The sequence below is a fragment of the Nocardiopsis sp. LDBS0036 genome (assembly GCF_041228755.1).
Classification (GTDB): Bacteria; Actinomycetota; Actinomycetes; order Streptosporangiales; family Streptosporangiaceae; genus Nocardiopsis; species Nocardiopsis dassonvillei.
Genome location: NZ_CP141103.1, coordinates 2083502 through 2097317 on the forward strand (window position 1 = coordinate 2083502; position 13816 = coordinate 2097317).

Here is a 13816-nt window from a genome sequence, read left to right on the forward strand (position 1 = left end):
TCGTCTGTGAAAGGGGACTTCGGGCTTACTTCAGGGCGTCGATACCGGGCAGGTCCTTGCCCTCCAGGTACTCCAGGCTGGCGCCGCCGCCGGTGGAGATGTGGCCGAAGGCCGCCTCGTCGAAGCCCAGCGCGCGCACGGCCGCGGCGGAGTCGCCGCCGCCGACCACGGTGAAGGCGCCGGAGTCGATCAGGGCCTGGGCCAGCGCGCGGGTGCCCCCGGCGTAGGGCTCCATCTCGAAGACGCCCATCGGGCCGTTCCAGAACACGGTGCGGGCGTCGGCCAGCTTCCGCGCGAAGAGCTCCTGGCTGCGGGGGCCGATGTCCAGGCCCATCCGGTCGGACGGGATGGCATCGACGGCGACCGCGTCGTGCGCGGCGTCGGCGGAGAACTTCTCGGCGGCCACCACGTCCACCGGCAGGACGATCTCCACGCCCTCGCGCTCGGCGCGCTCCAGGTAGCCCTTGACGGTGTCGAGCTGGTCGGCCTCCAGCAGGCTGGAGCCGACCTCGTGGCCCTGGGCCTTGAGGAAGGTGAAGACCATGCCGCCGCCGATGAGCAGGCGGTCCGCGGTGCCCAGCAGGTTGTCGATGACGCCGAGCTTGTCGGAGACCTTGGAGCCGCCCAGGACCACGGCGTAGGGCCGCTGGGGGTCGCCGGTGAGCCTGCGCAGCACCTCGACCTCGTTCAGCACCAGGCCGCCGACGGCGTGCGGCAGCCTGCCGGGCAGGTCGTAGACGCTGGCGTGCTTGCGGTGCACGGCGCCGAAGGCGTCGCCCACGTACAGGTCGGCGAGCTGGGCGAAGCGGTCGGCGAGCTCCCCGCGCTCGGCGTCGTCCTTGCTGGTCTCCCCCGGCTCGAAGCGCACGTTCTCCAGCAGGGCGACCTGACCGTCCGTGAGGGCCTCGGAGGTGGCGCGGGCCGACTCCCCGGCGGTGTCGGAGGCGAAGGCCACCTCGGCGCCGAGCAGTTCGCCCAGGCGGGCGGCGACCGGGCGCAGAGAGTAGCGGGGGTCCGGGGCTCCCTTGGGGCGGCCCAGGTGGGCGGCGACGATGACGCGGGCGCCGCGCTCGCGCAGCGCGGAGATGGTGGGCACGGCCGCGCGGATGCGCCCGTCGTCGGTGATGCGGTCGCCGTCCAGGGGCACGTTCAGGTCGGCCCGGACGAACACGCGCCTGCCGGAGACGTCGAGGTCGTCGATCGTCCGCATGCTGGGTCTCCTCTTGGAATGTGGGGTGTGGCGGTCCCGGGCGGTGGAGCCGGGAGGGGCGCGCACGACGGCACCCCTCCGCGCGCACTGCGGGCGAAGGGGTGCCGTCTCACGCGCCGGTGGCCATGAGGGCCGTGGACGCTACAGGCCGGAGCCGACCAGCTTGGCCAGGTCGACCAGGCGGTTGGAGTAGCCCCACTCGTTGTCGTACCAGCCGACGATCTTGACCTGGTTGCCGAAGGCCATGGTCAGCTTGGAGTCGAAGGTGCACGAGGGCGAGGTGCCGACGATGTCGGAGGAGACGATCTCGTCCTCGGTGTAGACGAGCACGTCCTTGAGCGGACCCTCGGCGGCGGCCTTGAACGCGGCGTTGACCTCGTCCTTGGTGACCTCGCGCTCCAGGGTGACGACCAGGTCGGTCACGGAGCCGTCGGGCACGGGGACGCGCATGGCCATGCCGTCCAGCTTGCCCTGGAGCTCGGGGATGACCAGCGCGGTGGCCTTGGCGGCACCGGTGGTGGTCGGGATGATGTTCTGCGCGGCCGCGCGGGCGCGACGCAGGTCCTTGTGCGGGAAGTCCAGGATGACCTGGTCGTTGGTGTAGGCGTGGACCGTGGTCATCAGGCCCTGCTTGACGCCGAAGTTGTCCAGGAGGACCTTGGCCATCGGCGCGACGCAGTTGGTGGTGCAGGAGGCGTTGGAGATGACGTGGTGGTTGGCCGCGTCGTACTTGTCGTCGTTGACGCCCATGACGACGGTGATGTCCTCGCCCTTGGCCGGGGCGGAGATGATGACCTTCTTGGCGCCGGCCTCGATGTGCTTCTTGGCGTCCTCGGCCTTGGTGAAGATGCCGGTGGACTCGACCACCACGTCCACGTTCAGGTCCGACCAGGGCAGCTGGGCCGGGTCGCGCTGGGCCAGGACCTTGATGGTCTTGTCGCCCACGCGGATGAAGTCGTCGCCGACCTCGACGTCGCCCTCCAGGGTGCCGAGCACGGTGTCGTACTTGAGCAGGTGCGCGAGCGTCTTGGTGTCGGTGAGGTCGTTGACCGCGACGATTTCGATGTCGCTACCACCAGCGGCGACCGCGCGCCAGAAATTGCGGCCGATCCTGCCGAAGCCGTTGACGCCTACACGGATGGTCACGGAACCAATCTCCTCATATATCGCACATCATTTCCACCCGGGCATTAACCCCCGCCTGGAACGCCGTACTCCGGGGTCAACCGGCCGACCGCCATGAGCAGGTTCAACGCACACAGGGTGTTCACCACGAGCCTAGCGGAGCACCGGCGAAGAGCCGCTGCTGGGCCACGGCCGAGCCTGCGGGCCCGGTGGATTCGCGACCATCCTGGCACCGCGAGGCGGAGAGGTCTATACCATTTTCCGAAGTTATCCCGGAGTTTTCGCAGTTAACAAAGCCGAACATCGGTGTTACGGCGCCAGCGCCCGGGGGCCGGGGGAGGGCTCAGGGTCAGGGGACCAGCATGTCCGGGGTCAGGTTGGCCTCGGTGCCCTCGATGCCCAGGTCGCTCGCGCGCTTGTCGGCCATCGCCAGCAGCCTGCGGATACGTCCGGCGATGGCGTCCTTGGTCAGCGGCGGGACGGACAGCTGTCCCAGCTCCTCCAGGGAGGCCTGCTTGTGCGCCAGGCGCAGCTGCCCCGCGGCCACCAGGTGCTTGGGCGCGTCCTCGCCCAGGATCTCCAGGGCCCGCTCCACGCGCGCGCCCGCGGCCACCGCCGCCCGCGCGCTGCGCCGCAGGTTCGCGTCGTCGAAGTTGGCCAGCCGGTTGGCGGTGGCGCGCACCTCCCGGCGCATCCGCCGCTCCTCCCAGGCGAGCACGCTCTGGTGCGCGCCCAGCAGGGTCAGCAGCGCGCCGATGGAGTCGCCGTCGCGGACCACCACCCGGTCCACGCCGCGCACCTCGCGCGCCTTGGCGTGCACCTTGAGCCGGCGTGCGGCGCCCACCAGCGCCAGCGCGGCCTCCGGTCCGGGGCAGGTCACCTCCAGCGACATCGACCGGCCCGGCTCGGTCAGGGAGCCGTGCGCGATGAACGCGCCCCGCCAGGCCGACTCGGCGTCGCAGGCTCCGCCGGCCACCACGTGCCGGGGCAGGCCGCGCACCGGGCGGCCGTTGTTGTCCACCAGCCCCGTCTGCCGGGCCAGCGACTCGCCGTCCTTGATCACCCGGACCACGTACCGGTTGCCCTTGCGCAGGCCGCTCGGGGACAGCACGACCACCTCGGACTCGTGGCCGAAGACCTCGGAGATGTCCTTGCGCAGACGGCGCGCGGCCGCGCCCGTGTCGAGTTCGGCCTCGATCACGATGCGCCCGCCCACCAGGTGCAGGCCCCCGGTGAACCGCAGGATGGTGGACACCTCGGCTTTGCGGCAGCATGGCTTGAGAATGGTCAGCCGGCTCAACTCATCCTTCACCACGCCGGTCATCGCCATCGCTGAGGTCCTCCCCGTCACACAACCCGACCCGGCACCACGCACTCGGCACCGGGGATGCGCCGCCGTGGCCCGGCCACGAGCGGCTTACTCCGTGGCAGACTACGTGACCGGGCGCTGGCTGCCGACCCCCGCACGGCGTGTTGCCCATCCGCCGACCAGCCGCGCCGCGCGCCCTGGGGGCCTTCGTGCCGGTGTGCGGCCAATTGCCCTCGACCTGCGAGGACCGCGGCCCTCAGCCCTCCAGGATCCTCTCGAAGGCCGCCGCGAGCCGGTCGGGGTCGTGTCTCGGTGTGCCGTCGTCGCGGGACAGCTCCGCCAGCTCCAGGCGCCCGCCCAGCTCGCCGACCGCCCGCACCAGGGGCTCGGGCTCCTCCACGGTCCCCCGGTCGGCGAGCACCACGTCCACCCCCAGCTTGGGCGCGTGCTCGCGCAGCACCTCCAGGTAGGTCTCGGGGCGGAAGCCGTCGGTCTCGCCCCGCTGCGGGGACAGGTTCAGCGCCACCATCCGCTTGGCGCGGGTGGTGACCAGGGCGTGCGCCAGGTCCGGGACCAGCAGGTGGGGCAGCACGCTGGTGAACCACGACCCGGGGCCGAACACCACCCAGTCGGCCTCGCGCACCGCCTTGACCGCCTGCGGGCTGGCGGGCGGGTCCTCGGGGATGAGTGAGATGGAGCGCACCTTGCCGCTGGTGCTGGCGCACGCCACCTGGCCGCGCACCGTGGTCAGCTCCTCGGGCCGCGCCGGGTCGATCCCCGACACCTCGGCGGCGATGTCCAGCGGCACCGACGACATCGGCAGCACCCTGCCGTGCGCGCCCAGCAGCTGGCCCACCCAGTCCAGGCCCGCCACGGAGTCGCCGAGCAGCTCCCACAGGGCCACGATCAGCAGGTTGCCGACCGCGTGGCCGTGCAGTTCGCCCTCGGAGCGGAAGCGGTGCTGGATCACCTCGCTCCAGGTGTGGCCCCACTCGTCGTCGCCGCACAGCGCGGCCAGCGCCATGCGCAGGTCGCCGGGGGGCAGGACGCCCAGCTCCCGGCGCAGGCGGCCGCTGGAGCCGCCGTCGTCGGCGACGGTGACGACCGCCGTCACGTCGGTCGTCACCCTGCGCAGGGCCGACAGGGAGGCGTGCAGGCCGTGCCCGCCCCCCAACGCGACCACCCGGGGCGGACGCCGCCCGTCACCGTCGGGTGCTGTGCTCTTCGCCATGGCTGTGGTCTGCCCCTCGTCCCATGTCCACCGGACGAATCGGACCGTACCACCGAGAACGGTGCACCGCGGGCAGGGCGCGTGTCGGGCGCCCGCGGGTCATTCCCGGCCGACGTCCCGGTGGACCACGTGCACGTCCACACCCTGCCCGCGCAGCCGGTCGGCGAACTGCTCGGCCATGGCCACGCTGCGGTGCTTGCCCCCGGTGCAGCCCACCGCCAGCGTCATGTAGTGCTTGCCCTCGCGCTGGTACCCGGCGATGGTCAGCTTGAGGACGTCGGAGTAGGCCTCCAGCATCTCCTTGGCCCCGTCCTGGGCCAGGACGTAGTCGCGCACCGCGTCGTCACGGCCGTTCATCGGGCGCAGCTCGGGCACCCAGTGGGGGTTGGGCAGGAAACGGCAGTCCAGCACCAGGTCCGCGTCCACCGGCAGGCCGTGCTTGAACCCGAAGGAGACCACGTTGGCGCGGGGGCGCGCCTCGTCGCTCTCCCCGAAGAAGCCGATCACCCGGGCCTTGAGCTGGTGCACGTTGAGCTGGGAGGTGTCGATGACCAGGTCGGCCTCGCCGCGCACCGCCCGCAGGGTCTCGCGCTCGCGGTCGATGCCGTCGGTCAGGCGCCCGTCGCCCTGGAGGGGGTGGGGCCTGCGCACGCCCTCGAACCGGCGGACCAGGGCGTCGTCACCGGCCTCCAGGTAGAGCACGCGCGCGGTGATGTCGCGCTTGCGCAGTTCCTCCACCGTGGACAGCAGGTCCTCGGTGAAGGCCAGCGAGCGCACGTCCACGACCACGGCGACCCGCGGCACCGCCCCGTGCGTGCGTCCGGCCAGCTCGATCATCGTCGGCAGCAGGCCGGGCGGCAGGTTGTCCACCACGAACCAGTCCAGGTCCTCCAGGGCCCTGGCCGCCGTGCTGCGGCCCGCACCGGACATGCCGGTGACGATGACCACCTCGGGTGGCAGTTCCCCACCCAGTTCGACCGTCATGCGTCTCCTCCCCCGTCAGTGATGTGCTGTGCTGGTGCCCCGTCGCCCCGCCCCTCCGTCGTGGCGGGGCCGCCGGACAGGTGTGCGTGCACGGCCTCGGCCAGCTTGGGGCCGATCCCGGGCACCGCCGCGATCTCCTCGGCCGTGGCCGAGGCGAGCCTGCGCACCGAGCCGAACGCCTTGATCAGGGCCGTCCTGCGGGACGGCCCCAGACCGGGCAGCTCGTCCAGGCTGCTGCCGGTCAGCGCCTTGGCGCGCTTGTGCCTGTGGTACTGGATGGCGAAGCGGTGGGCCTCGTCGCGCACCCGCTGGAGCAGGTAGAGCCCCTCGCCCGCGCGGGGCAGGATCACCGGGTCCTCGTCGCCGGGCAACCACACCTCCTCCAGGCGCTTGGCCAGACCGCACACGGCGACGTCCTCGATCCCGAGTTCGTCCAGGGCGCGGCGCGCCGCCTCGGCCTGGGGCCGGGCGCCGTCCACCACCACCAGGTTAGGCGGATAGGCGAACTTCCCGGGTGACGGCTCGTCGTCGCTTTGGTGACCACCGTGGTCGCCGGTCTCCCCCATGCGGGCGACCTCGCCGCTGCGGGCGCTCTCCTCCAGGTAGCGCCGGAAGCGCCGGTGGACGACCTCGTACATGGCCGCGACGTCGTGCTGTTCCCGGCCGCCCTCGCCGCTGCCGCGGACGGAGAAGCGGCGGTACTCGGACTTGCGGGCCAGGCCGTCCTCGAAGACGACCATGGACGCCACCACGTGCTCGCCCTGGAGGTTGGAGATGTCGAAGCACTCGATGCGCAGCGGCGCCTCGGGCAGCTCCAGGGCCTCCTGGATCTCCTGGAGGGCGCGGCCGCGGGTGCTCAGGTCCCCGGCCCGGTGGGTCTTGTGCCGGGCCAGCGACTCGGCCGCGTTCTTGGCGACGGTCTCCATGAGGGACTTCTTGTCGCCCCGCTGCGGCACCCGCAGGTCCACCGAGGAGCCGCGGTGCTCCGACAGCCAGGCGGCCATGGCCTCGGGGTCGGCGGGCTCATGGGAGACCAGGACCTCGCGGGGTACGGCGGTGCCGGTGCCCCCGCTCTCGTCGTCGCCCCGGGTGGGACCGTAGATCTGGCCGAGGAAGGTCGCGATCAGCTCGCCGGGGCCGTCGTCGGCCACCTTGTCCACCACGTAGCCGCGCTGTCCGCGGATGCGCCCGCCGCGCACGTGGAAGATCTGCACGGCCGCCTCCAACTGGTCGTCGGCCACGGCGATGACGTCGCAGTCGGTGGAGTCGGGCAGGACGACGGCCTGCTTCTCCAGGGCGGCGCGCAGGGCCTCGATGTCGTCGCGGATGCGGGCGGCCCGCTCGTACTCCATCTCCCCGGCGGCCTCGCGCATCCGCCCCTCCAGCTCGCGCAGGAACCGGCCGGTGTCGCCCGCCAGGAAGGAGCAGAAGTCCTCGGCCAGGGCCCGGTGGTCCTCGGGCGAGGCCTTGCCCACGCAGGGGGCCACGCACTTGCCGATGTAGCCGAGCAGGCAGGGGCGGCCGCTGTTGCGGGCGCCGCGGAAGACCCCCGGGGAGCAGGTGCGCACGGGGAAGACCCGCAGCAGCAGGTCCACGGTCTCGCGGATGGCCCAGGCGTGGGAGTAGGGGCCGAAGTAGCGCACCCCCCTGCGCTTGGCGCCGCGCATGACCTGCACCCGGGGGAACTCCTCTTGGAGGGTGACCGCCAGGTAGGGGTAGCTCTTGTCGTCGCGGTACTTGACGTTGAACCGGGGGTCGTACTGCTTGATCCAGGAGTACTCCAGCTGGAGGGCCTCCACCTCGGTGCCCACGATCGTCCAGTCGACGTCGGCCGCGGTGGAGACCATCTGCTGCGTGCGCGGGTGCAGTCCGGCGAAGTCGCGGAAGTAGGAGGAGAGGCGGGACCGCAGGTTCTTGGCCTTGCCCACGTAGATCACGCGTCCGGAGGAGTCCCGGAACCGGTACACGCCCGGGTCGGTGGGGATGGAACCGGGCGCGGGGCGCAGGTGAGGAGTCGCAGCCATGGTCCCATTGTGGTAGGTCGGGGGGACATACGGCCAACCGAGCCCCGTACGCTCCGTGCGTGGCACGTCTCACCCCGCCGCCCTCCCCCGCGCGCCGTACCCGCCCTGCGGGCGCCGCACGCGCCCGCGTTCCTCGGGCGCGGGTAAGCGAAACGTCACGATTGGGTATCCGCATGCTCTAGGTTGGGCGGGTACACAGGAACTTCCCGACATCGACGACAAGAGGGGGCCCTTCGTCGTGAGCCTGCCCCAATGGATCACGGTCGGCGTCACCGTCATGGTCGCGGTGCTGCTGGTCTTCGCCGTGCGCTGGGTGCTCAAGCACAAGCTGGGCAAAGCCTGGCGGGTGTCCCAGCACGTGGTCCACCGCACGACCTACACCAGTTACGGCGCTGCCGCGGTGGTCGGCGCGAACCTGTCGCTGCCCAGCCCCGCCAACGTGGACTGGGGCACGTACCAGGCCATCGACCACGCGATGAGCATCCTCATGATCGCGACGCTGACGGGCCTGGGCGTCAGCCTGGCCTACGCGGTCACGGACATGGTGCTGGCCCGGCTGTCGGTCGCCAACGGCGACGCCGACCGCAAGGCGCGGCGCATCCAGACCCAGGTGCGGCTGCTGCGCCGGGTGATCACCTCGATCATCGTGGTGCTGGCGGTCGCCGCCATCCTGTTCACCTTCGACGAGGTCCGCGCGCTCGGCGCCGGGCTGCTGGCCTCCGCCGGCATCATCGGCATCGTGGCCGGTGTGGCGGCCCAGTCCACACTGGCCAACCTGTTCGCCGGACTCCAGCTGGCCTTCAGCGACGCCCTGCGCATCGGCGACGTGGTCGTGGTCGAGGGCGAGTGGGGCCGGGTCGAGGAGCTGAGCCTGGTCAACGTCACCATCAAGATCTGGGACGAGCGCCGCCTGGTGGTCCCGGTCGCCAACTTCACCACGACCAGCTTCGAGAACTGGACCAAGCAGGGCACGGCGATCACCGCCAAGGTGGTGTTCCCGCTGGACTGGGAGGTGCCGATCGAGGAGATGCGCGAGGAGACCGGGCGCCTGATCACCCGCAGCGAGCACTGGGACGGGCGCAGCTGGTCCTGCCAGGTCGTGGACATCGCCCCGAGCGGCGAGGTGCTGGTGCGGGTGGTGGCCACCGCCGCCGACACCGGGCACCAGTGGGACATCGCCTGCGAGATCCGCGAGCACCTCATCGGCTGGCTGGTCGAGAACTACCCCGAGTCCCTGCCGCGCCACCGCGCCCAGTTCCTGGCCTCCGAGGACGCGGACGAGGCCGCCTACGCCGCCCAGTTCCCCACCTCGGCGTTCCGGCGCCACGAGCCCAACGGCGTCAGCGGCCCGCCCGGGGGCGACCCCGGCGAGGCCTGAGCCCGACCGGTCCACACACGCGACGGCGCCCGGAGCGGAAGATCCGCTCCGGGCGCCGTGGTGTCGCGGCGGGCGGGTCCGTGGGCTCCCCGCTCCGGCCCTCCCGCCGGTCCCTTTCAGGAGGAGGGGCCCTGGAGGATGATGTCGGTGCCCTCGACGGTGACCTCGAACGGCTCCAGCGGCTCCTGGGCCGGGCCCGTCAGCGCCTCCCCGGTGGAGATGTCGAACTCGCTGCCGTGGCACAGGCACCGGATGACCTCGTCCACCTCCTGGACGGTGCAGCCCGCGTGCGTGCACGAGGCGCCGAAGGCCCGGTACCGGCCCGCCTCGGGCTGGGTCACGACCAGTTTGCTGTTGCTGAAGACCACTCCCGCGCCCTCGGGGACGTCGGTGGTCTGGCCGACCACCTGGCCGTACCGGACCTCCTGCGGCTTGGGCTCCTGTCCGCCGCAGGCGCTCACGGCCGTGACGGCCGCGGCCGTACCCGCCGTCCCGAGCAGTCGGCGCCTGCTCATCCCGCACCCGCACGTCCTCTTACCGGCCACGACGAAACGCTCCTCACCTGCGCCGAAATATCACTACACAATGTAGTAGGTACGGCGGGGTGGCCGGGTTCCGGGGTGTGCGCGAGAGCCCTCAGGCCCGCGGCGGATACGGGTGCGCCGTCGGGGGCTGCGGGCCCGCCGCGGCCACGTCGAGCACCACGGTGCCAGCGATCCGGTCGTGCAGTCCCTGCCGGTTGGGCCGGTTCCAGGCGGCCATCCCGCCGGTGAGCAGCGCCGTCACCGCCACCAGGAACCACCAGAACCAGACGGCGCTGAAGAACAGGAAGAACAGCAGGAAGGGCAGGGCCAGCAGCGCGGCGCGCACCGTCAGGGCGGCGAGCGGCAGGGCGCCCAGGCTGCCGTTCCCGGCCTGGGGCGCGACCCTGAGTCCCACGCGGCGCTTGCCCAGCGTCTGCTGCCAGCGGGAGAGGGCGAGGGTCTCATAGCCCGCGTAGAGCAGGAAGAAGGTCACCGACAGGAAGAGCGGGTACCGGTCGCCGATACCGGTGGTGTCGCCGGAGCCGACCGCCTGGACGCCCACCCAGGCCAGGGAGAGCACGAGCGCCAGCAGCAGTGCGGGCAGGGCGACCAGGAGCAGGTCGATGCCGCGCGCGTACGCCCGCGTACGCCAGGCGGCCAGGGGGTAGAGCCGCTCCACGGGTTCGGCGCCCGGGGCGGCGTCCGGTGCGCCGGAGCGCGCGTCCCCGTGCAGGCCGTCGTGTGCGCCGGCGGGCTCCCCGTGCCCGGGGCGGGACGGGAGCCGCTGGGTTTCCGGAGGCGTCGGCCCGCCGCGGTCCGGTCGGGGAGGGACGTTCATGGGCGGGCCAACCTCCAGGGCGGTTCGTCGGAGTCGCGCGGGGGCCGGGCGCGGACGCGGCGCCCGGGGCGGGGTCCGCCGGGCGGGACGCGGATACGTTCGACTCTACTCAGGTGAGACATGTGTCGCGAACCCGCCAACCCGACGTGGCCACGGGCAGCGCGGCGCCCCGCCCCGCGGGGACCGGAACGGGGCGCGGCGGTGCCGTCGGGCGCGGGCTCAGAGCATCTTGGCCAGGAAACGCCCGGTGTAGGACTCGGCCACCGCGGCGACCTCCTCCGGGGTTCCCTGCGCGACCACGGTGCCGCCGCCGGAGCCGCCCTCGGGGCCCATGTCGATGACGTGGTCGGCCGTCTTGATGACGTCGAGGTTGTGCTCGATGACGATCACCGTGTTGCCGGTGTCGGTCAGGCGGTTGAGCACGCCCAGCAGCTTGCGGATGTCCTCGAAGTGCAGGCCGGTCGTGGGCTCGTCGAGCACGTACACCGTCCGCCCGGTGGAGCGGCGCTGGAGTTCGGCGGCGAGCTTGACCCGCTGCGCCTCACCGCCCGACAGCGTCGTGGCGGGCTGGCCCAGCCGCACGTAGCCCAGGCCGACGTCGGCCAGGGTCTGGAGGTGGCGGCGGATGGCGTTGATCGGCTCGAAGAACTCCAGGGCCTCCGAGATCGGCATGTTGAGGACCTCGGAGATGTTCTTGCCCTTGTAGCGGACCTGGAGGGTCTCCCGGTTGTACCGGGCGCCGTGGCACACCTCGCAGGGCACGTAGACGTCGGGCAGGAACTGCATCTCGATCTTGAGCGTGCCGTCGCCGGAGCAGGCCTCGCAGCGGCCGCCCTTGACGTTGAAGGAGAACCGGCCCGGCTGGTAGCCGCGCGTCTTGGCGTCGGTGGTCTGCGCGAACAGCTTGCGGATGTGGTCGAAGACCCCCGAGTAGGTGGCCGGGTTGGAGCGCGGGGTCCGCCCGATGGGGCTCTGGTCCACGTGCACGACCTTGTCGACCTTGTTCATGCCGTTGACCCGCAGGTGGCGGCCGGGCACGTCGCGCGCCCCGTTGAGCTCCTTGGCCAGCGCCTTGTAGAGGATCTCGTTGACCAGGGTGGACTTGCCCGAGCCGGACACGCCGGTGACGGCGGTGAACACGCCCAGCGGGAAGGCGACGTCGACCCCGTGGAGGTTGTTCTCGCGCGCTCCCCGGACCACCAGCTCGTGCCCCCGGGTGAGGGGGCGGCGCTCCACGGGCACCTCGATGCCGCGCTTGCCGGACAGGTACTCGCCGGTGAGGGAGTCCTCGGAGGTGAGCAGCTCGTCCACGATCCCCGAGACCACGACGTGGCCGCCGTGCTCACCCGCGCCGGGGCCGATGTCCACGACCCAGTCGGCGGCGCGGATGGTGTCCTCGTCGTGCTCCACGACGATGAGCGTGTTGCCGATGTCGCGCAGGCGCTGGAGGGTCTCCAGCAGGCGCGCGTTGTCGCGCTGGTGCAGGCCGATGGAGGGCTCGTCCAGCACGTACAGCACGCCCACCAGGCCGGAGCCGATCTGGGTGGCCAGGCGGATGCGCTGGGCCTCCCCGCCCGAGAGCGAGCCCGAGGAGCGCGCCAGGCTCAGGTAGTCCAGGCCGACGTCGAGCAGGAAGCCGAGCCGGGCGTTGATCTCCTTGAGCACCTGGGCCGCGATGACCGCGTCGCGCTCGGAGAGCGTGAGCCCGGCCAGGAAGGCCGCGCTGTCGCTGAGCGGCATCTGGGCCACCTCGGCGATGGACTTGCCGCCCACGGTCACCGCGAGCACGACCGGCTTGAGGCGGGTGCCCTCGCAGGTCGGGCAGGGCACGGTGCGCATGTACCCCTCCAGCCGTTCGCGGCCGTAGTCGCTCTCGGTCTCGGAGTGGCGGCGCTTGACCCAGGGGATGACGCCCTCGAACTCGGTGTAGTAGGAGCGGTTGCGCCCGTACCTGTTGCGGTAGCTGACGTGGACCTGGGTGTCGTGCCCCTCCAGCAGGGCCTTGCGCGCGCGGCGCGGCAGCCGCTCCCAGGGGGTGTCCAGGTCGAAGCCGATCGCCTCGCCCACCGCCTTGAGGATGCGCTCCCAGTAGCCGCTGTTGGGCCCGCCGGACCAGGGGCCGATGGCGCCCTCGGCCAGCGTCTTCTCGGGGTCGGGGACCAGGAGTTCGGGGTCGACCTCCATGCGGGTGCCCAGGCCCGAGCACTCGGCGCAGGCGCCGTAGGGGGCGTTGAAGGAGAAGGAGCGCGGTTCGAGCTGTTCGAAGGACAGGTCGTCGTAGGGGCAGTACAGGTGCTCGGAGAAGACCTTCTCGCGGTCGGGGTCCCCGGCCTCCACGTCCACGAAGTCCAGGATGATGGTGCCCCCGGCCAGCTTGAGCGCCGTCTCCACCGAGTCGGTCAGGCGCCCGCGGGAGGAGGGCTTGACGCTGAGGCGGTCCACGACCACGGCGATGTCGTGCTTGTCGTAGCGGCCCAGCTTGGGCGCCTCGTCCAGGCGCACGGCCTGCCCGTCCACCACCGCGCGGGTGTAGCCCTTGGACTGCAGGTCCTTGAACAGCTCGACGTACTCGCCCTTGCGTCCGCGCACGACGGGGGCGAGCACCTGGAAGCGGGTGCCCTCCTCCATCTCCAGGACGCGGTCCACGATCTGCTGCGGGGTCTGGCGGGCGATCTCGCGGCGGCACTCGGGACAGTGCGGGACGCCGACGCGCGCCCACAGCAGCCGCAGGTAGTCGTAGACCTCGGTGATGGTGCCGACTGTGGAGCGGGGGTTGCGGCTGGTGGACTTCTGGTCGATGGACACCGCCGGGGACAGGCCCTCGATGAAGTCCACGTCCGGCTTGTCCATCTGCCCCAGGAACTGGCGGGCGTAGGCCGACAGCGACTCCACGTAGCGCCGCTGGCCCTCGGCGAAGATCGTGTCGAAGGCCAGCGACGACTTGCCCGAACCGGACAGGCCGGTGAACACGATCATGGAGTCGCGCGGCAGGTCCAGCGAGACGTCCTTGAGGTTGTGCTCCCGGGCTCCCCGGACTACCAGTTGTTCGACCATCGAGTGAGACATCCTTCGGCTCTGGCGCACAGGACGCGGACCCCGTCGCGTGACGTCGGCTGACCCGTGTGGAACTTCGCGTGCGGCGGTCGGGACCTCCCGGAGACCGCCCGGGCCCCGGAGACGGGCCGCTGAGGAG

The 13816-nt window shown here is 71.8% G+C and carries 10 protein-coding genes; 1 reads left to right on the plus strand and 9 read right to left on the minus strand.

The genetic code is table 11. The annotated features are described in order from the left end of the window. Positions 1–25: 25 nt before the first annotated feature. The 6 genes from pgk to uvrC form a co-directional block, all read right to left on the minus strand. A complete protein-coding gene (gene pgk, locus UIS43_RS08690) occupies positions 26–1210 on the minus strand; it encodes a phosphoglycerate kinase (protein WP_071622424.1) in 1185 nt (394 codons plus the stop codon). Positions 1211–1351: 141 nt separating this feature from the next. After that, on the minus strand, positions 1352–2356 hold the full coding sequence (gap, locus tag UIS43_RS08695; protein ID WP_013154027.1) for a type I glyceraldehyde-3-phosphate dehydrogenase: 1005 nt from the start codon (positions 2354–2356) through the stop codon (positions 1352–1354). A 328-nt stretch (positions 2357–2684) separates the two neighbouring features. After that, on the minus strand, positions 2685–3665 hold the full coding sequence (whiA, locus tag UIS43_RS08700) for a DNA-binding protein WhiA (RefSeq protein WP_013154028.1): 981 nt from the start codon (positions 3663–3665) through the stop codon (positions 2685–2687). A gap of 235 nt (positions 3666–3900) precedes the next feature. Beyond that, positions 3901–4875, minus strand: a complete 975-nt coding sequence (yvcK, locus tag UIS43_RS08705) for a uridine diphosphate-N-acetylglucosamine-binding protein YvcK (protein WP_013154029.1) — start codon at positions 4873–4875, stop codon at positions 3901–3903. Positions 4876–4974: 99 nt separating this feature from the next. Beyond that, positions 4975–5859: an RNase adapter RapZ gene (gene rapZ, locus UIS43_RS08710; protein WP_013154030.1), complete on the minus strand. Its 885-nt coding sequence runs from the start codon at positions 5857–5859 to the stop codon at positions 4975–4977. Continuing rightward, the gene (gene uvrC / locus UIS43_RS08715; protein ID WP_013154031.1) at positions 5856–7883 is read right to left on the minus strand and encodes an excinuclease ABC subunit UvrC; all 2028 of its coding nucleotides are present in this window, start codon (positions 7881–7883) and stop codon (positions 5856–5858) included. The genes rapZ and uvrC overlap by 4 nt, the downstream gene beginning before the upstream one ends. 238 nt (positions 7884–8121) lie before the next feature. Here uvrC and UIS43_RS08720 point away from each other — a divergent pair, with 238 nt between their 5' ends. Next, positions 8122–9261 (plus strand): mechanosensitive ion channel family protein, encoded by a 1140-nt coding sequence (locus UIS43_RS08720; RefSeq protein WP_013154032.1) that lies wholly within the window; start codon positions 8122–8124, stop codon positions 9259–9261. Between the two features lie 116 nt (positions 9262–9377). Here the strand turns inward: UIS43_RS08720 and UIS43_RS08725 are convergent, their stop codons facing one another. The 3 genes from UIS43_RS08725 to uvrA form a co-directional block, all read right to left on the minus strand. Beyond that, positions 9378–9776, minus strand: a complete 399-nt coding sequence (locus UIS43_RS08725) for a Rieske (2Fe-2S) protein (protein WP_071622426.1) — start codon at positions 9774–9776, stop codon at positions 9378–9380. A gap of 121 nt (positions 9777–9897) precedes the next feature. Then, positions 9898–10623: an RDD family protein gene (locus tag UIS43_RS08730; RefSeq protein WP_083555290.1), complete on the minus strand. Its 726-nt coding sequence runs from the start codon at positions 10621–10623 to the stop codon at positions 9898–9900. A gap of 219 nt (positions 10624–10842) precedes the next feature. Continuing rightward, complete coding sequence (gene uvrA, locus UIS43_RS08735; protein ID WP_041552788.1) at positions 10843–13677, minus strand: excinuclease ABC subunit UvrA; 2835 nt, start codon at positions 13675–13677, stop codon at positions 10843–10845. Positions 13678–13816: the final 139 nt, after the last annotated feature.

What these genes read in the sequence shown, in the direction of transcription:
- yvcK (WP_013154029.1), bottom strand. Translation starts at nt 4,875, where the DNA reads ATGGCGAAGAGCACAGCACCCGACGGTGACGGGCGGCGTCCGCCCCGG.
- uvrA (WP_041552788.1), bottom strand. Translation starts at nt 13,677, where the DNA reads ATGGTCGAACAACTGGTAGTCCGGGGAGCCCGGGAGCACAACCTCAAG.
- UIS43_RS08725 (WP_071622426.1), bottom strand. Translation starts at nt 9,776, where the DNA reads ATGAGCAGGCGCCGACTGCTCGGGACGGCGGGTACGGCCGCGGCCGTC.
- pgk (WP_071622424.1), bottom strand. Translation starts at nt 1,210, where the DNA reads ATGCGGACGATCGACGACCTCGACGTCTCCGGCAGGCGCGTGTTCGTC.
- whiA (WP_013154028.1), bottom strand. Translation starts at nt 3,665, where the DNA reads ATGGCGATGACCGGCGTGGTGAAGGATGAGTTGAGCCGGCTGACCATT.
- rapZ (WP_013154030.1), bottom strand. Translation starts at nt 5,859, where the DNA reads ATGACGGTCGAACTGGGTGGGGAACTGCCACCCGAGGTGGTCATCGTC.
- uvrC (WP_013154031.1), bottom strand. Translation starts at nt 7,883, where the DNA reads ATGGCTGCGACTCCTCACCTGCGCCCCGCGCCCGGTTCCATCCCCACC.
- UIS43_RS08730 (WP_083555290.1), bottom strand. Translation starts at nt 10,623, where the DNA reads ATGAACGTCCCTCCCCGACCGGACCGCGGCGGGCCGACGCCTCCGGAA.